General features: G+C 68.9%; 14 protein-coding genes and 5 pseudogenes. 14 read left to right on the top strand and 5 right to left on the bottom strand.

Features of this window, described 5'->3' with window-relative positions; translation table 11 throughout:
- Both ASC99_RS39040 and ASC99_RS28350 read left to right on the top strand, forming a co-directional pair.
- Nucleotides 1-172, top strand: a pseudogene (locus ASC99_RS39040) (saccharopine dehydrogenase); the annotation flags it as partial.
- 346 nt (nucleotides 173-518) lie between these two features.
- Nucleotides 519-1,598, top strand: a complete 1,080-nt coding sequence (locus ASC99_RS28350) for a hypothetical protein (RefSeq protein WP_057237325.1) — start codon at nucleotides 519-521, stop codon at nucleotides 1,596-1,598.
- Between the two features lie 39 nt (nucleotides 1,599-1,637).
- Here ASC99_RS28350 and ASC99_RS28345 read toward each other — a convergent pair whose 3' ends face one another.
- The gene (locus tag ASC99_RS28345) at nucleotides 1,638-2,078 is read right to left on the bottom strand and encodes a hypothetical protein (protein ID WP_157531804.1); all 441 of its coding nucleotides are present in this window, start codon (nucleotides 2,076-2,078) and stop codon (nucleotides 1,638-1,640) included.
- Nucleotides 2,079-2,643: 565 nt separating this feature from the next.
- Here ASC99_RS28345 and ASC99_RS28340 point away from each other — a divergent pair.
- The 3 genes and pseudogenes from ASC99_RS28340 to ASC99_RS28335 all read left to right on the top strand — a co-directional run bounded on the left by ASC99_RS28340 (nucleotide 2,644) and on the right by ASC99_RS28335 (nucleotide 4,143).
- Nucleotides 2,644-3,438: pseudogene (locus ASC99_RS28340) on the top strand (IS256 family transposase).
- Entirely contained in the window at nucleotides 3,416-3,811 is a 396-nt protein-coding gene (locus ASC99_RS41800) for a transposase (protein ID WP_255359287.1), read from the top strand. The pseudogene ASC99_RS28340 and the gene ASC99_RS41800 overlap by 23 nt, the downstream one beginning before the upstream one ends.
- The gene (locus ASC99_RS28335; protein ID WP_057237320.1) at nucleotides 3,808-4,143 is read left to right on the top strand and encodes a hypothetical protein; all 336 of its coding nucleotides are present in this window, start codon (nucleotides 3,808-3,810) and stop codon (nucleotides 4,141-4,143) included. The genes ASC99_RS41800 and ASC99_RS28335 overlap by 4 nt, the downstream gene beginning before the upstream one ends.
- A gap of 274 nt (nucleotides 4,144-4,417) precedes the next feature.
- Here the strand turns inward: ASC99_RS28335 and ASC99_RS39035 are convergent, their stop codons facing one another.
- Nucleotides 4,418-4,567 carry a hypothetical protein gene (locus ASC99_RS39035; protein ID WP_157531803.1) on the bottom strand — a complete coding sequence of 50 codons (150 nt, stop codon included), beginning with the start codon at nucleotides 4,565-4,567 and terminating at the stop codon, nucleotides 4,418-4,420.
- Between the two features lie 354 nt (nucleotides 4,568-4,921).
- Here ASC99_RS39035 and ASC99_RS28330 point away from each other — a divergent pair, with 354 nt between their 5' ends.
- A complete protein-coding gene (locus ASC99_RS28330) occupies nucleotides 4,922-5,434 on the top strand; it encodes a hypothetical protein (RefSeq protein ID WP_157531802.1) in 513 nt (170 codons plus the stop codon).
- Nucleotides 5,435-6,163: 729 nt separating this feature from the next.
- On the opposite strand, the gene ASC99_RS28325 is transcribed toward ASC99_RS28330, so the two are convergent.
- Nucleotides 6,164-6,412, bottom strand: coding sequence for a hypothetical protein (locus ASC99_RS28325; RefSeq protein ID WP_057237316.1), 249 nt, complete (start codon nucleotides 6,410-6,412; stop codon nucleotides 6,164-6,166).
- A 1,217-nt stretch (nucleotides 6,413-7,629) separates the two neighbouring features.
- Between ASC99_RS28325 and ASC99_RS42345 the strand changes: the two are divergent.
- The 4 genes and pseudogenes from ASC99_RS42345 to ASC99_RS28315 all read left to right on the top strand — a co-directional run.
- Nucleotides 7,630-7,837 (top strand): annotated as a pseudogene (locus ASC99_RS42345) (hemopexin repeat-containing protein); the annotation flags it as partial.
- Between the two features lie 18 nt (nucleotides 7,838-7,855).
- A pseudogene (locus tag ASC99_RS42340) lies at nucleotides 7,856-8,292 on the top strand (hemopexin repeat-containing protein); the annotation flags it as partial.
- Between the two features lie 18 nt (nucleotides 8,293-8,310).
- Nucleotides 8,311-8,439, top strand: a complete 129-nt coding sequence (locus ASC99_RS42335) for a hemopexin repeat-containing protein (protein WP_157531801.1) — start codon at nucleotides 8,311-8,313, stop codon at nucleotides 8,437-8,439.
- Nucleotides 8,440-8,603: 164 nt separating this feature from the next.
- Nucleotides 8,604-9,503, top strand: coding sequence for a hypothetical protein (locus ASC99_RS28315; RefSeq protein WP_157543723.1), 900 nt, complete (start codon nucleotides 8,604-8,606; stop codon nucleotides 9,501-9,503).
- 370 nt (nucleotides 9,504-9,873) lie between these two features.
- Here the strand turns inward: ASC99_RS28315 and ASC99_RS28310 are convergent, their stop codons facing one another.
- Nucleotides 9,874-10,068 (bottom strand): hypothetical protein, encoded by a 195-nt coding sequence (locus tag ASC99_RS28310; protein WP_057237309.1) that lies wholly within the window; start codon nucleotides 10,066-10,068, stop codon nucleotides 9,874-9,876.
- Nucleotides 10,069-10,196: 128 nt separating this feature from the next.
- Here ASC99_RS28310 and ASC99_RS42330 point away from each other — a divergent pair.
- From ASC99_RS42330 to ASC99_RS28295, 4 genes and pseudogenes are all read left to right on the top strand, one after another.
- Nucleotides 10,197-10,342: pseudogene (locus ASC99_RS42330) on the top strand (Tn3 family transposase); the annotation flags it as partial.
- Nucleotides 10,343-10,628: 286 nt separating this feature from the next.
- The gene (locus ASC99_RS28305; protein WP_057237307.1) at nucleotides 10,629-12,173 is read left to right on the top strand and encodes a hypothetical protein; all 1,545 of its coding nucleotides are present in this window, start codon (nucleotides 10,629-10,631) and stop codon (nucleotides 12,171-12,173) included.
- A 152-nt stretch (nucleotides 12,174-12,325) separates the two neighbouring features.
- Entirely contained in the window at nucleotides 12,326-12,604 is a 279-nt protein-coding gene (locus ASC99_RS28300) for a transposase (RefSeq protein WP_235583163.1), read from the top strand.
- Nucleotides 12,605-13,678: 1,074 nt separating this feature from the next.
- Nucleotides 13,679-14,743, top strand: coding sequence for an IS110 family transposase (locus ASC99_RS28295; RefSeq protein ID WP_057237305.1), 1,065 nt, complete (start codon nucleotides 13,679-13,681; stop codon nucleotides 14,741-14,743).
- Between the two features lie 126 nt (nucleotides 14,744-14,869).
- Here the strand turns inward: ASC99_RS28295 and ASC99_RS41795 are convergent, their stop codons facing one another.
- Entirely contained in the window at nucleotides 14,870-15,001 is a 132-nt protein-coding gene (locus ASC99_RS41795) for a hypothetical protein (protein WP_255359286.1), read from the bottom strand.
- Between the last annotated feature and the right edge of the window lie 1,744 nt (nucleotides 15,002-16,745).

Here is a 16,745-nt window from a genome sequence, read left to right as displayed (position 1 = left end):
CCAGGAGACCGCGAAGATGCTGGCCGAGTCGGCGCTCTGCCTGGCGTACGACGACCTGCCGCCCCTGGCAGGACAGTTGACCACGGCGGTGGCGATGGGCCGGCCACTGATCGACCGGCTGGTCGCGGCGGGCATCTCCTTCCAGGTACTGGACACCCCACTGGCTCCGTAGGTCAGACGGTCAGATGGAAGAGGAGATGTTGATGGATCTCAGCAGCCGTCCCGGCTCTGACAGGGCCCCGGCTCTGCGAGCGCTACTCGGCTGGCTCCGAACGTACGGAGGGGTAGGCACAGGATCCGCGCCTACCCCTCCGGTGTCTCCGCTGGCGGTCAGTGCCAGAACGGCTCCAGCACGGTCACGACTGCAGCCAGGACGGAGACCAGGACAGCGAGGCGGCTCGCCACCTTCCGTATGCGGTTCATGAAGCCGCGCAGGGTGGTTATGGCCCTACTGGAGCTGACGGTCACGGTGCAGCCGACACCGCCCCGACTGGGACCGCACCGAGCTGTGGCCGCTGGTGCGCGCGGCGTGGAGCGCAGCCCGACGCCAGGGCAAGAGCGCTGAGCGCGCCGTCGACTTCACGCTGACCGTGGCCGCGCAGAACTGGGCCGGTGCCCGCGTCCGGGACGTCACCGTGCTGCCGGACCCGCCCACCATCCCGGCCGGCCAGTACCCCAATCCGTCCGCCTGGGCCGACGCCCTCCTGCAGCTCTGGTGGAAGGAGACGGCCGCCGCCTGGTGCTCCCGCCTGGAAGAGGCCCTCGTCCCCGGCGCGGGCGAATCGGAGGAGAAGGCACTTCTGCTCGTCCGGGACTGGCCACTCACCAACTCCGGTGGCGAGGAACTCGCCTACCTCGCGCAGTTCCCGCAGCTCGGCCCATCCGTCCCCGACGATCTGGACACCGACCCCTACCACCTCGGCCCCCGCCACGCCGTGGTGCTCTCCGTCCCCCGCTACGCCGCTGAGCAGGCTGTCGAGCACGCCCGCTACCAGCGTCAGCGGATCACCCTGCGCAGCCCAGGCGATGACAGCCGAGCCACTGAATCCGATCCGGGCCCGGCCGTACGTGACCTGCTGCTCACGGCCTGCCCGTGGCTGGCCGAGGACCCCGCGGCGGACGGACCCTCGCCCGAAGCATCCGCCGTGATCCGGGCAACCCGAGCTGTAGAGCGCGCCGCCCGGGGCAGTGAGGAGCAGCTGCACTGGTCGGACAAGCGCCGCGATGACTCCCTGTGGAAGTGGCGGCACGCCTTCCGGGATGGCCGGTGGACCTGGGTGCCGGACGACACCGACGATGGGCTGGCAGGGCAGCAGTTGGTCACGCTGCTGGAGCGACACTACGACTGGACGGTGATGCGCCTGCACGTGGAATCAGGCCCGGCCGGCGCCACCGGAGTCCACACGCTGTTCGGCCACTCCGGGGTCTGGGACATCCGGCGCGGCGTTTTGCGCTTCCGGCCGGTTGACGGCCACCGGGCCGTCGCCGTGGCGCAGCACCGGATCATCGGTCTGACCGGTGACCGCTACCGGCGGGGCTCCGGCCGTCCGCCACTGTGGGAGGAATACCGGAGCCCGCAACCGTATCGAAGCTGGTGACAGCCTTCGTCCGCGCTGGTGGGATTCCGTGCCTGACGCCTACCGGGTGAGCCACATCTTGATGACGGAGGCGGGTGGAGGCACCGCCTCGTATGGGGCGATGGCCACCGCGATGGCCTCGGCGAGCTCGTCGACCGTGCGCAGGACGTGGCGAGGCGGGGTGATCCAGATCCGGGGTTCGGCGTCGCGGTCGTCGCTGTTGTGGATGATCTGGGCGTAGAGATGGCCCAGCCTTTCCTCCCAGCCCCAGGTGCTGTACTTGTCCCAGCCGGGCATGGAGAAGTCCTCGATCGGTCCTGCGGGTGCTCCGGGTGAGGTGGCGCGCCGGGCAGCCGGTACCGGGTTGGTGTAGGACGGGCCGTAGATGATCTCCCACAAGCCGTCAGCAGCATGCTCCAGCACGTCCATGTTGATGGTGTCCCTGAGCAGGCGCAGCTGCAGGCGGAACTCCTCAGGGGTGATGCGCAGGTGCGCAGCCAAGGCCGGAACGTCGGAGTCTCGCAGATTGAGTCCCATAACGAGCGGAGGGTCCTCTGCCCACTGGGACTGCTTCGTAAGTTCGGCGATCAGAAGGAACACCCGCCTGCTGACGTCGCCGCTGATCCCGAGCCCTTGGACGTAGGCGACAGCTTGCTTGCTCACCCGATCTCCCCTCTGCACGGTCGACTCCCGACCACGCTCTGCGCACGCGGAGTTACGCTACAGGGGCCGAAGGCGCTCAATGTGTCAGCCGACCATGCTGAGCAATGCTCAAGACCTGTGGATCGGTTCCGGGAGGGCACGCGGAGGGCGTACCTTCCCGAATGATCCTCTGATGGTCACCGAGTAGGCCAGCGTTCGCAGCGCGGGTCGGGAAGGCACGCCCGTGCTCAGCGTAGTCACCGACGACGGCTCCACCCAGTCCNATCCTCTGATGGTCACCGAGTAGGCCAGCGTTCGCAGCGCGGGTCGGGAAGGCACGCCCGTGCTCAGCGTAGTCACCGACGACGGCTCCACCCAGTCCAGCTCCCTGATCGACGAGATCGTCCGCGAAGGCGCCCGTCGGATGCTGGCCGCCGCTCTGGAAGCCGAAGTCAACCAGTACATAGCCGAGTTGGCAGCAGAGACCGACGAGGCGGGTCGCCACCTGGTGGTCCGCAACGGCTACCACCGGCCCCGCGCCGCGGTCACCGCGGCCGGCACGGTTGAGGTGAAGGCCCCACGAATCAACGCCGCTGTGTCGACGAGGAGACCGGGGGACGCAAGCGGTTCTCCTCGAAGATCCTGCCGCCGTGGTGCCGCAAGTCCCTGAAGGTCTGAGGTCCTGCCCCTGCTCTACCTCCACGGCCTGTCCTCGGGGGACTTCGTGCCGGCGCTGGAGCAGTTCCTCGGCTCGGCCGCCGGGCTGTCGCCAGCCACGGTCACCCGGCTGACCAAGCAGTGGGGTGACGATCACGCCGCCTTCCAGGATCGCGACCTGTCGGACCGCGACTTCGTCTACGTGTGGGCCGACGGCGTGCACCCCAAGATCCGGCTGGGGCAGGCGCACTCGTGCGTCCTGGTTCTGCTCGGGGTTCGGCTGGACGGCACCAAGGAACTGATCGCGCTCGCGGAGGGGCTGCGGGAGTCGACGGAGTCGTGGGCGGACCTGCTGCGGGACTGCCGCCAACGGGGCATGCGCGACCCCGAACTCGTCGTCGGCGACGGCGCGATGGGGTTGTGGAAGGCGCTTCGGGAGGTGTTCCCCGCCGCCCGGCATCAGATGTGTTGGGTTCACAAATCCCGGAATGTCACGAATGCCCTGCCGAAGTCCGCCCAGCCCGGCGCGTTGAAGGGCGATGCAGGAGATCTACAACGCTGAGGACCGCGCCCATGCGGAGAAGGCGATCGAGGTGTTCGCCCGCACCTACGGCGCCAAGTGGCCCAAGGCCGTCGCGAGGATCACCGACGACGCCGAGGAGCTGCTGGCTTTCTACGCCTTTCCGGCCGAGCACTGGATCCATCTTCGGATTACGAATCCGATCGAGTCGACGATCTCCACCGTCAAGCTGCGGACCAAGGTCACCCGGGGCGCCGGCAGCCCCGCCGCGGCCCTCGCCATGGTGTTCAAGCTCGTCGAGTCCGCCCAGGAACGCTGGCGCGCGATCACCGACGCCCACCTCGTCGCCCTGGTCCGCTCCGGCGCCCGCTTCGAGAGCGGCATCCTGGTCGAGCACACCGAGGTGGCGGCATGACCGAGCCCATCAATCCCGGCAGCCACGTGGTCGAGGTGGAACTGCAGATCGATCAGGTCATCATCATGGGCCCGGCCGAGGCCACCGCCACGGTGCGGTGCACGCTCGGGCCGGTTCGCTGCGGCGCCCGCTTCGACCGCATCCGCGACTCGGCAGATGCCATCGACCTGGAACTGACGCAGATCCTCGCCTACCTCCGACACCCGGTCGAGGAGCTCGACCCCGTCCACACCGCGCTCGTGTCCCTCCGAGGCACAGGAGTCCGACTCCTCACGTCAGTTGCCCCGGGCTCCCGCTGGCAGGTCATCCGGGGAACCAACCCACCGTCATGACCAAGCCATCCACAGGTATGGACTATTGCTCCATCCAACCCAGTCCATGCAGGTCAGCCTCTGCGGACGACTAAACTTCGTTGAGACTAGTCGGTGCCGGTCTCGATGATGGTGCCGCTAAAGGTGAGGCGGTCGACGATGGCCGCGCAGCCGAGCCGCCCGTGAGACTTCCGGGCGCTCGCGGCCTGACGGCGCTACAGGCGCAGGGCAACGATGAGGCGAGCCTACCCGGGCCCATGATCGGGAGTTGCACCGAAGACCGTACAGACCTGGTTCAGGTGGCGGGGGTAGTGCGGTTCCGTTCCCAGATCGCGCGCAGGGCGGCGACTTCGCGGGCGACGTCCACATGGGCACTGTCGACCCAGGGCAGCTGGTTGCGTTGACCGTTGTGGCCATGGATGTCCACGAAGTGGGCCGGAGCCATGCGGTACGACGTATGTAACCCCGGATCTCGATTCCCTGGGCGTCGGCGAAAGTTCCCCCACGCCGGAGCGCGTACCCCAGCCAACCAACACACCCGAGGAAGAGCGCCCAGAGCAGCAGCTCCAGCCAGATCAGCCGGGTCCTGCCGGTCGCTAACGCCAAGAGCGCGCCAAGGAAGGGTCCGCTCGCCAGCACCACCAGGTACCACATGCGGCCGGCCTTCAACCGGTACGCACGCGGCAGTGATTCATGACCCATGCCTGCCTCCCCCGCGACTCGCTCGTCCCCCTGCGACACCGCCCGCGTCCGCGGACCGGCCCGCCAGTCTAGTGCTCTACCGCATACGTTCACCGGGTTGGCGGAGGAATGGCCCAAGTTCAACCTCTACGGCAGCAACCTGGTTCGGATCCCTCCGGAGATCGGCGCCATGAGCAGCCTGCAGGAATTCACCCCGTACACCTCCTACCGGCTGCACTGGTTCCCTTGCGAGCTGACCAGGTGCCCGAGCCTGAAGCGCAGCACCGTGAGCACACGCGCCTTGTGCGGCAACGAGAAGCTCCGCCCACCGTTCCCCCCGCTCCAGCCCGGCCGCGCGGTGACCGCAGACCTCAGCCTCGACGACGTCGACCCCGGAAAATGGGGTACTACGGCCATCCGCAGGTGCAGCGTGCGTGACCGGTCGCTGGGAGGAGCCGAGATCCACCAGGCATGGATCTCGCTGCCAGTTGCCACCGACGTTCTCCCACTCCTGGTCAACGCCTGCTCCGCAGCCTGCCTGCAAGTCCTTCCCAAGCCTCCCGAGGACTACGTCCAGACCCCACACGCCGGTGGCCCCGGACTTGCCCAGCCCACCGCCGACTACGCCTGACTCCCAGTCATGCCGACGAGCCGTGGCTCAACTGCCCGGATGCCGGCCCAGCTCCGGCATCCGGGCCATCACAAGATCAGCGACAGATCCCGTTCATCTGTACGGGGCTGAGCACTTCAAGATGTACGCCGACACGGGCGCGCGTCCAGCCCTCGTAAGAGCGGCCCCACCACTCACCCAGGCACTGACCCTCCGGCGACTCTCCACTGCTGAAACTTCGTCATGATGCCCGATCTCTGTGTTCGGAGTCGCTGAGCAGGGGCGGTCGTCCCATGCATCGCGTTCCTTCGATCTCGTCGTCGATCTTCACGTAGAGTGCGCTCAAGCCTGGGCAGTGGCAGTCGGCGACGGGGTGCGTTCGAACGATCCGGGCTCCGCGAGGGCGGGGCGGAGGTGCCCCGGCAGCGCTCGTCGCCGGGCCCGGGCGGTGGCCGCCGGGCACACGGGCGGCGCCCGGTCGGGGGGGGTGTACGACCGGTGCGCCGCGTGCTGCCGTGACAGGCAGAGTGGTGCGAATCCGCAGTCCCGACCGTAGCCCTGCTGCGGCTCGTGCCGATTGCCGCGCGGCCCCGCGCCGCCGAAACCATCCGGGAGGGCGAACGGGTGCGGAGCCCCTGGGCGGGGGTGCGCCGTCCGGTGGCCGGTTGCTTCGCTAGGCGGGGCCCGGGCGCGCAAACGCGTGCCGCGGCTCCCGGTGGTCAGACCCGGGAGCCGCGGCACGCGGCGGTGCTACTGCTGGGTGGCCGCCGCCTTGGCCTTGCGGGCGGGCAGGCGGTCCTGGAGGCCGTTCCAGTCGATCGTCTTCTCGTCAGCTCCGTGCTCGCGGGCGAACCGGAGCACCTCGTCCTGGCCGTGGACCGGCCGGCGGGACTTGGGAGAACCGTCGGACGGCTTGAGCGCCACCACCAGGCGGGCCGGGTCGGAGTGGTCCTCGGTCACGACGATCTTCTGGGCGGGCTTGTTCTTGTTCTTGTTCATGACGTCACGCTAGACACCCGTCCTGCCACTCTGCGCGGTCACGCCCGCTGAACGGGTGGTCGCGGGCGGTCACCGCGCCGAGCGCCCGTGGGCCCCGGTCCCCGAGGACGCCGCGCGAAGTCTCCGCCGGGGACTTCTCGAACTCCCCGGCCAAGGGGACCGGAACACCTTGGTGCCGCCGCCGCCGACGCCTCGGGCCATGTCGGCCTGGTCGCCCTCGCCTCACCTCGTTCGTTACCGACTCGTGACAGCGGCATATGTGCGTGTGGGTGGACTTCGGCTGTGCTCAGGAGAACACTGGGCGGCCCCCGCAGGGAGGGGCACACCGGCCACTGGCGAGGAGCCACATGCTTGGGCGGAAGAACCATAAGGACCGAGAAGCTGAGGCACTGGCAGCCCTTGTCGCTGATGCCCAGCGTTTGGACTACGGCGGTGGCTTCGCTCGTGAGCTTCAGCGGCAGGAGGGCGAGCCACAGGAGGAGCGGGTGCCACCCCAGCTACCGCGCCGAGCCCTGCTGGCCGACGAGCCGTGACGATGGGCTGGGCGGCCACACCGGCGAAGGCGTTCCCAGCGACCGCGGCCCGGCGGGTGTCCGGGTCGTGACAGGCGGACTGCGCCGCCGTACGTCAGGCTCAGCTGGCCTGGTGGTCGCGGGTGGCGACGACCTCGCCTGCCGCGTGGGCAACAGCTCGGAAGTAGTTGCGCAGGATCTTGGAGTTGGTTGCTCGCGACCTTGATCTTTCTCCTGCAGCAGCCCTGCCGCCTGCTGGGGTCGCCGCCGGACGCCGTGTTGATGCTGTTGTGGGCGTGGGGTCCGTGGGCGACGGTTTCGTCAACGCGGTGGTGAATGTCGCACCTTCAATTGATTCGCCAACAGATCAACCGCCTTGCCGGGCCGGGAAATGTGCCCTATAGCTGGACATAGCGGGCTGATCGGCCACTCCCTCATCTGAGGGATGCTCACCTACCGCCAGGGGCCGAGCCAGAGCGGAAGCACACAGGGTCTGGCTATGCTCCGCCGCCTGGAGCGCCGGGACGGCCAGTAAACAGAAATCCACTCTCAGCACCCTGGTGCACGAGTTCAGCCGCGCCGTTCCAAAACCGACAGCCTCGTCGATGGCCAGGCGGGGTGGGCAACCTGACGAAGGGCCGGCCAGCGGACGTGATCCGCGTGCAGGCAACCACGAGCGCATTCACCGAGGAGGTGACCGAGCAGATGGTTACAGCACCAGTGCTGTGGAACAACGGCAAGGCGTACTTGTTCGACGGCAGTACGTACTACCGCTACGACATCGCCAACGACAAGGTCGACGACGGCTACCCGCAACCGATCGCCGGCAACTGGCCGGGGCTGTTCCCGTCCCGGGTCGACGCTGGGGTGGTGTGGAACAACGGCAAGGCGTACTTCTTCCGCGGCTCCGAGTNCGGACCTCGACGGTGGCGTGGTGTGGAACAACGGCAAGGCGTACTTCTTCCGCGGCTCCGAGTACGTGCGCTACGACATCGCCGACGACAAGGTCGACGACGGCTACCCACAGCCGATCGCCGGCAACTGGCCCGGACTGTTCCCGACCCACATCGACGCCTCCGTGGTATGGAACAACGGTAAGGCGTACTTCTTCTTCGGCTCCGAGTACGTGCGCTACGACATCGCCGACGACAAGGTCGACAACGGCTACCCGAAGCCGATCGCCGGCAACTGGCCCGGGCTGTGGGCGGCGGACCTCGACGGTGGCGTGGTGTGGAACAACGGCAAGGCGTACTTCTTCCGCGGCTCCGAGTACGTGCGCTACGACATCGCCGACGACAAGGTCGACGACGGCTACCCACAGCCGATCGCCGGCAACTGGACCGGACTGTTCCCGACCCACATCGACGCNCGGACCTCGACGGTGGCGTGGTGTGGAACAACGGCAAGGCGTACTTCTTCCGCGGCTCCGAGTACGTGCGCTACGACATCGCCGACGACAAGGTCGACAACGGCTACCCACAGCCGATCGCCGGCAACTGGCCGGGCCTCCCGTAGGCCCCCGGCCTCTGATTACCGCCCGAGACGCGGGGAGCCTCCACCGAGGCGGGGTGGGTGTGGCCGTCCGGATGACCGAGCCCTCGTCGTCAGCATCTAGCAGGCGTGGACGGCGTCGCGCCCGCCAGGGGTCCAAGCAGGGCAGGCCGATCTCGTCGAATCTGGTGGACCATGCCGCGGACGGTCTCCTCGGCCGCCGCCGCACGGACTCCTGTCTACCAAGCACCCATCGCCCGATCAAGGGGACGACGATGAACATGCACCACGCACACGAACCACACCACGACGGGGACGCGACCCTCGGCTCCCACGGCATGCTGGTTGTCGGCGGAGACGTGCTCTACCTGTCGCATCTACCGATGTTCATGGCCCCGCACAACTTCCAGGTCATCCTGGAGGTGGGGGTGGACGACGCCGTCGGCTCGGTACTCCGCTCCCATCAGCATGTCGTGCCAGGAGAGCCCTACGACACGTTCATTCCCGAGGACTTCCCGATGAGCGAGCTCGATCCGCACGGCTCCGGTCCTCGGCGGACGTCGATGACCGGCAGGTTCTTCTGCGGTCACTTCGAGCGGAAGGGAGGGAAGCACCCGCCGCTCGCCGAACGCGCCGTCGTCACCGTCCAGAGCGTCGTGCACTTCCACGAGCTCGATGTGCAGGCGCAGCACGCAGACGACAACCAGCTGTCCTACCTCTGCTTCGGCCGCGGAGGGCAGTTGCATCTCGCGCACCACATCACCGCGGCGCCCGACTTCGACCAGGTGCTCACCGTCCGGGCCGTTCCTGGCACCGCTACAGACTTGCGCGGAGACCTGCTGCCCGATGACGAGGCCACCCTGGAGAAATTCTTCGCGGAGCGCTTCGCCTCGGCCGAACCGGTCAACACCGGCGGACGGACCGACAACCCCGACCATCGGGTGGTTCCCCCCGACAGTGTTCGTGGGGTCTTCTTCGCCACCGCGCCGCCGAGCGGATCCCACGGATTCACCGTGGAGCTGGAGGCGACGCGGGAGGTGTACATGGAGACCGGCGAGCTGGCCAAACCCAAGCAGTCTCAGGGCTGACCGTCCGGCTGCCGACCCGCCCCCGGTGAACACGGCACACGACCGGCGGCGGGGCGGCCGAGCCGGGGCCGCGAGGCAGCCGCTGGGCGTCCACGGCACTGGCCGAGCGGGCCCCGCTACTGCGCGAGGAGGACCGGGCGCTGTTGGACGGCATCGACCCGGAGGCGTGGCTGCCCGTCCTCTCCCGGCCCGACTGTTGCGGGCAGCGGAAGGCGCCGACCGGGTAGCCGTCGACCTTCTGCGCGGCGGGGATCGCCAGATGGCCGCCACGGGCCGCGAAGACCCGGGCGTGGGCGAAGCCACGCTCCCAGGCGTTCTCGTGCTTGTTCGGGCCCGGCCTCGTCGGCCGGGTCTGGGTGGTGATGGGTGGTCAGGCGCCGAGGCCGGTGTGGGAGACGTACTGGTAGGCCCCGTAGTCGCTGTCGAGCTCGCTGATGATGTCGTCCCAGATCTCTTCGAGCTTGCCCGCGACGCCGGCTGTGAGGGCGTCGACGGCGTCATCCCAGATGTAGCGGACCTGGAAGGAGCGGACCCGCAGGTTGTCGCGGCGCCGGTTCTCGTCCACGACCTGCTGGTTGATGGGGTGGATCTCGATCTTGGTGCCGCGCCCGGCCCGGTTGAGGTGCTGCTTGAACGCCCCGGAGTTGGCGAGGACGTTGGCCGCGCGCCGACTTCCTGACTGCCTTCACCGACGAGTTCGCCACCGCCCTGCGGCTGGGTACCGTCCAGCCGAGCAGGTTCTGCGTCGGTTCACCTGCGGCGGACCCAGACACCCCACATACCAGGCCCTGGAAGAGCTCGGCCGCGCGGTCCGTACGATCTTCGCGTGCGACTACCTGGCCAACTGCCGCCCGCCGGGCGGTATCCCCGAGTGTCTGGGCTGAGCGGACGTCTGGGCGGGGCCGTTCCACAGGAGTACGGACCTCGCCCAGAACGCGAGCAACTCTTCACATGACCGCAGGCCTGTCTCGCAGTGTGGAGGGCCACCCGGATGGTCATGCGGACTGACCTGAACTGCGGAGACGCACGGCGTGGCGCCGGGCCGGATACCGGGCACTGACTCCATGCGTGTGAGGATCCCGGTCGAGGGCGCGGCCGGAATGCCATGCCAGGAGGAGGGCCCACGTGGGCCACAAGACCCTGAGAAGTCGAATCCCGCACCGTCCTGGGCTGCTCCTCACCGCCATGCTGGTGGCGTCAGCCTCGGTCACCGGCGCGGCTGTCGCCGTGGCGGACACCGGCACGGGAACGCTCGATCCCCGTTTCGGGACGGAGGGCGTGGTTTCGACGGCGACCGCACCCGCCACCGGATCCGACTTCCAGAACGGGCTGGTGATCGACCGTCAGGGGCGCATCCTGGTGTCCGGTTCCTCGGACATGGGCGAGGGGGCCGGCGGCAATCAGTGGCGGATCTCGCGTTACACGCCCGAGGGTTCGCTGGACCCCTCGTTCGGCTCCGGTGGGACAGTGCTGACGAGCATGTCGGCCGTCGGCGGCTCTGAAGAGCACATCTGGGCCCTGGCCCTGCAGGCCGACGGCAAGATCGTGGCCGTGGGTCACGCCACCACGGCGGCCGGCGGCGAGGACTTCGCGCTCGCCCGCTACCTGCCCGACGGACGCCTCGACCCGAACTTCGGGCAGGGCGGCACGGTGCTTACCACGATCGGCCCCGGCCAGGGCGCCGACGAGGCTCACGACGTCCGCGTGCTGCGGGACGGCCGGATCATGGTCGCGGGCTTCACCTCCACGACCGCAAGCCGCAGCAGCCGGGACTTCGCCCTGGTCGCCTACTGCCCGGACGGCAGCCTCGACACCTCCTTCGGCCAGGACGGCGCCCGTCCGGGCGTCGTGGTCACGGACCTGGCCGGCGGCCGCGACCAACTGGGAGGGATGACCCTGGACGAGCGCGGGCGCATCGTGGTCGTCGGCTCGGCCGACCTCGGAGCGGGCCGCGGCGGCGGCAGCCTCGCAATCGCCCGCTACTGGCCAGACGGCCGCCTGGACGAGAAGTTCGGCGGCGGCATCGTCGTCACGCCCATGGCGGCGGACGACCTGCTCGACCTCGCCATCGCCGTCGCGATCGACCACCGGGGCCGGATCACGGTCGGCGGCTCGGCCGACGCCAACGCCGGGGGCCCATTCGACCTGGCCCTTGCGCGCTACAACCCCGACGGCTCGCTCGACGCCGGCTTCGGCACCGGCGGCAAGGTGCTGACCAACGTCGGCCCCGGCCAGACGGACGAAGACCTCAGGGGACTGGTGATCCAGCGATCGGGCAAGATCCTCATCGGCGGCAGCACAGCGCCCACCGAGTTCCTCGTCGACAGCAACTTCCTGGTCGGCCGGTACAACGAGGACGGCAGCCTCGACCAATCCTTCGGCGACGGAGGATTCGTCGTCACACCCACCAGCACGGGCAACGGCGACAACGAGATCTTCAACATCGCGCTCACACGGACCGGCAAGCTCGTCGCCGCTGGCGAATGCGAGCGCGGTGCGACCGGCCGTGACGTGTGCCTGACCCGTTACGAGGTCGGTGCGAAGGGCTCGAAGAGCCCAACGGGTACTTCATCCAGGATCACCAATTCGCTGCACAGGCCCGCCGGTGGGGCGGGGGCAGGTTTCTGGAGGGCTGAGTCCATGTCGGATCGACTGCACCGCCGCAACTAGTAATCCAGCAGGACTTCGACGTTTTGCCTGTTCAGAGGGCTGCGCGGTGAGTGTAGTGGGCTGATGGGTCGTCAGGGGCGGTCTTTCTGGGGCCGCCCCTCGATCGTGTGCAGCCAGCGTTGGTGGTGGCAGCGGCGGGGCAGCTTCTCGTCGTGATCAACGAGCCCGCAGCCGAGAGCTGGGACCGCGAACTCGAAGACCTCTTCCTCCGTGCCGGCCATCGCTTCAGCCGCGTGGAGCCGCGTCGCCGGATGCGTGACTACGTCCGCGGCCTGCTGGGCCCGGTCGGCCGCAAGAACGGCTGGCAGCTGGCCGAGTACGCGGGCCATGTCACCCCCGATGATCTGCAGCACCTGCTGGCCGGTGCCCGCTGGGACGCGGACGAGATCCGCGAGGAGCTTCAGCACTACGTTTGCCGAACGCCTCGGTGAGGACGGCGGTGTCCTGATCATCGACGACATCGGCTTCGTCAAGAAGGGGATCACCTCGGCGGGCGTGCAGCTCGCCCGCGAACGTCAGCTCACCGCGCGCCGAGCGGACCAGAGCCACCAGTAACTCCTGCGCGTGCCAGTCGGGAGCGACCCGGCGAGCACTGCGGGCAGCGGGAGTTCGAGCCCCGCCCAGGCCGGTGGCACCGGCACGAGCCGTGACCGGCCGGGCTGCTCCGAACGGACTCGCCGCGTTGCCCGGGTGCGGGCATGAGCATGGGATGGGCGTGACTGCTCAGGCGCTCCACCTGAGCGGCGTCCGGACGACGACGGGAAACGTACTCCGACGGGAAACGTACTCATGACCGCTTCGCTGTACACCCGCACGACCTATGCGACCGGTGATCCGGCCGCGATCGACGAGACCCTCGGCGCACTGCGCATCGAGGCGGTCGACCTGCTCTCCGCCCAACGCGGCTACCGCGGTTTCGGGCTGTTCGCCGACCGACAGGTCGGCATCGCCGTACGCGTCGGTCCGACAGGCCGAGGAGGAACTGCAGCACGCAGACGGTGGCCAGCTGGGCAGGTGAGATGCCAGGGCGTCCGTCGCGCGGGTACCAGCCSGCGAAGTCCTCGTCGCACCACAGTCCGTCCAGCCGGTCTCTGACCCACATCGCSGTYGTACCGCCCGGGTTGCTCGCCCGCGCGATCYKCGCGGTCAGAGWKGGGACTTGYTCACCRGAACGGGGGCGGAGCGAGAACTGACACCTCGACAACTGCATSGGTCTTCGATCAGCCACGAGCATGCCCGCTGRTMAGGCGGGCACACCGGGAAACYCCAAGATCCCCGACTGTGAGGATGAGGCGGCACCGCTCGAGGGTCTGACCCGATCCCCGATTGACGCTTCGGCTGTCCTCACTCTGAATCGTCGGCCTTCCGGGCGGCGCCACCGCGTGTACCGGCTGGCGATCGTGACCTCATAGAAGCTTGACCAACGTGGTCCCATCACAGTCGTGTCCGTCCGCCGGCCGGTGCGCGCGAGCCCATTCGCCGCGCACGGAAGGAACCCGGACAGCATGGCACAGCCCATCGAGGTGATCGGCGGGATCGACACCCACACCGACGTCCACCAGGCCGCCGTCATCGACACCATCGGCCGACACCTGGCCACCGAGGCCTTCCCCACTACGCCCGCGGGCTACCGGGATCTGCTGGAATGGCTACAGTCCCACGGCCGAGTGCTGGTTGTGGGCATGGAGGGCACCGGCTCCTTCGGCGCCGAACTCGGCCGCTACCTCCGAGGCAACCAGATCGCCGTCATCGAGGTGGACCGACCTGACCGTCGAGCTCGCCGAGCGGCAGGGAAATCGGACTCCATCGACGCCTACGCCGCCGCCACTGCGGTACTCGCCGGCCGCGCCACCGGCACGCCGAAGCACCGCGACGGCGCGGTCGAGGCAATCCGTGGGCTGCGTGTCGTGCGCGCCAGCGCCGTCAAAGCCCGAACCCAGACCGTCAACCAGATGAAATCACTGATCATCACCGCGCCCACTGAGGTCCGCGAAGCACTGCGCTCACTGACCACAACCGAGCTGGTCCGGCGGCTGGCCGCAAGCCGTCCAGGCACTGATCTGGCCACCCCGGTCGCAGCCGTCAGGCTGGCCCTCAAGCGCCTGGCCAGGCGCTACCGGCACTTGAGCGAGGAGATAGCCGACGCGGATGCCGACCTGCGCGTGCTGATCACCCGCGCCGCGCCCGGCCTTCTCGCGCTGACGGGCGTGGGAACCGAGACCGCCGGACAGCTGCTGGTCACCGCCGGCGACAACCCGGACAGGCTCGCATCCGAGGCTTCCTTCGCCCACCTGTGCGCCGCCGCACCCGTCCCTGCCTCTTCTGGACGCACTGACCGTCACCGGCTCAACCGTGGAGGAGACCGCCAGGCGAACCGTGCGCTGCACACGATCGTGCTGGTCCGTATGCGGCATGACCAGCGCACTCGCGACTACGTGGCACGACGCACCCTCGAAGGACTCAAGACGAAGGACATCTTCAGGTGCCTCAAGCGCTTCGTCGCGCGCGAGGTCTACCACCACCTCACCAGCACAAACAGTGGCACACCCTGCCTGTCTTCTACAGCTTGACGATCTATAGAAGCTTCAGAGTCAAGCTNCGCGCGCGAGGTCTACCACCACCTCACCAGCACAAACAGTGGCACACCCTGCCTGTCTTCTACAGCTTGACGATCTATAGAAGCTTCAGAGTCAAGCTCAGAAGCCGTTGTCTCTCCGGATGTGATCGGTTGGTTTCCGTTGCTTTGGCATGAACTCCGCGGCGTCGAGGAAGAGTTGGGCCGTCGCGTTCGTCCGGATGACATGGAGGTGGTCGGTGGCGTCGATCATGGGCTTGTTGGAGGTTCGGGAGGCGGCTGCGCGGGTGCGGGTCGAAGAACTTGCTCGCGGCCGGGTGAGCGTACGTGGCGGTGGAGGACGCCCACACCTCAGCCGTCGTCCTGGCCGGGCATCAGGCCAAGGCGTCTGAACGCGTCCGCGACGCGGGAGCGTTCGGCCGGTGCGGCGGCCGCTCCCGCGGGGGCGGGGCCGGCGGTCAGGGTCCGCAGGCGGGTGGTGGCTTCTTGGAGGTGGGGTGCGCCGCCGAGGGCGACCCAGCGGCCGACGTCGGGGTGCAGGACGTGGGCGGCGTCGCGGTTGTCCGCGTCGGTAGTGGGCCAGTCGACCCAGAGGTCGCAGCTGCCGCTCACCCCGACCGGGACACCGCTCGCGGACCAGGCGAGAGTCACCGTCACGGTGTGGCGGCCGGGTCGTTCGAGTGGGAAGCCTTCGGAGCTCCAGAACACCAGGTGGGAGGCGGTGAGGGAGGCGCCGGGGGCCAGCGGGGCGAGGTGGGCGTTGTCGCAGCTGATCTCGCAGGGCCGCACCGGCCGCTCATGATGGCTCTCGTCCCGGCACGACATGGTGGCGAACAGCGCCTCCAGGCGCAGGTCGGAGGGCGCCATGAGTTCGGAGTCGGAGGTGTTGGTCAGGGTCCAGGAGACCGTGACGGGCGCCCCCAGGGGAACGCGGCCACTTTCGGCGCGGACCTCCAGCCGCAGCTCGTCCTCGTAGAAGAGGCTGCGGTCGGCGGCCTGCGGGGCCCCAGCGTCGCGCCAGGAGTCGAACGGCCAGCCTCCCGGGCGCACGACGGGATCGGGCAGGTGGGCCAGGTGGTTGCGCACGGCCGCGTCGAAGGCGAGGTCGATCTGGTCCGGGAACACGCCGGGCGCGCCGGTGGCGGCGGTGCCGAGGACTCTGGCGACCGTGGGGGTGGTGGTCATGATCGAGTTGGTGACGAAGCCCGGGAGGGTGTGGACCTGGTTGAAGGCGTGGGTGACCTCGTGGGTGGCGGAGCGGAGGTAGGCGCGGGGGACGTCGCGCTGCAACCGGTTCTCCGCGGTGCCGAAGAACGGTGAGTCGGCGGCCGGGTAGCCGTCGTCGCAGAACGTCGCGGACCCCTCGCGGGGCGCCCCGATGAGCATGTCGTACATCTTGCCGCGATCGCACCCCAGGACCGCCGGGACGACGAGGAGGTGGGTGCGCCACTCGGTGTCGAGGTCGGTGCCGGGTCTGCGGACCTGGGTCATCAGGGCGTGCATGTCGGCGCTCGACCAGCGGGCGTTGGGATTGACCCCGGCGGGTACCGCAAGGTCCGTTCCGGATTCGGCGCGGTCGATGACCAGCTCCCAGCCGGCCGTCGCGAAGACGGTGTCGAAGTACACCGCGGTGCCGTCCGCATCGAGCACCGGCTGCGGCGCGACGGCCCCCTGAACGGTGTCGATCTCCAGCACGGCCCCGCGCAGGAAGCCGGAGACCCAGGTCAGCGTCACCGAACCGAGGTCGGATCCACCCTGCACGAGCCGGCCCTCGAACCGCCCCACGCCCACCTGGTGGAGGGCGAAGCGCAGGAAGCGGCTCGGCGAGGCCGGGAACGAGCCCCGGAAGGAACCGCCCGGCGGCTGGGTGTAGCGGAACTCCTCGAAGCTGATGGACACTTCGCACGACGCACCGTCGACGCCCGGTACCGGCATCACCAACCGGGTGCCGCGCAGGTAGGAGTGGTACCGGCCGCGCGGGTGGACCGGGATGCTCG

The sequence above is a fragment of the Kitasatospora sp. Root107 genome (genome assembly GCF_001424875.1).
GTDB lineage: Bacteria > Actinomycetota > Actinomycetes > Streptomycetales > Streptomycetaceae > Kitasatospora.
This window is presented reverse-complemented; position numbering and strand designations above follow the sequence as displayed.

Excerpts from the sequence above, each read along its gene's own strand:
- ASC99_RS41800 (WP_255359287.1), top strand. The coding sequence starts at position 3,416 with ATGCAGGAGATCTACAACGCTGAGGACCGCGCCCATGCGGAGAAGGCG.
- ASC99_RS28335 (WP_057237320.1), top strand. The coding sequence starts at position 3,808 with ATGACCGAGCCCATCAATCCCGGCAGCCACGTGGTCGAGGTGGAACTG.
- ASC99_RS39035 (WP_157531803.1), bottom strand. The coding sequence starts at position 4,567 with ATGGCTCCGGCCCACTTCGTGGACATCCATGGCCACAACGGTCAACGC.
- ASC99_RS28325 (WP_057237316.1), bottom strand. The coding sequence starts at position 6,412 with ATGAACAAGAACAAGAACAAGCCCGCCCAGAAGATCGTCGTGACCGAG.
- ASC99_RS28295 (WP_057237305.1), top strand. The coding sequence starts at position 13,679 with ATGGCACAGCCCATCGAGGTGATCGGCGGGATCGACACCCACACCGAC.
- ASC99_RS41795 (WP_255359286.1), bottom strand. The coding sequence starts at position 15,001 with ATGATCGACGCCACCGACCACCTCCATGTCATCCGGACGAACGCGACG.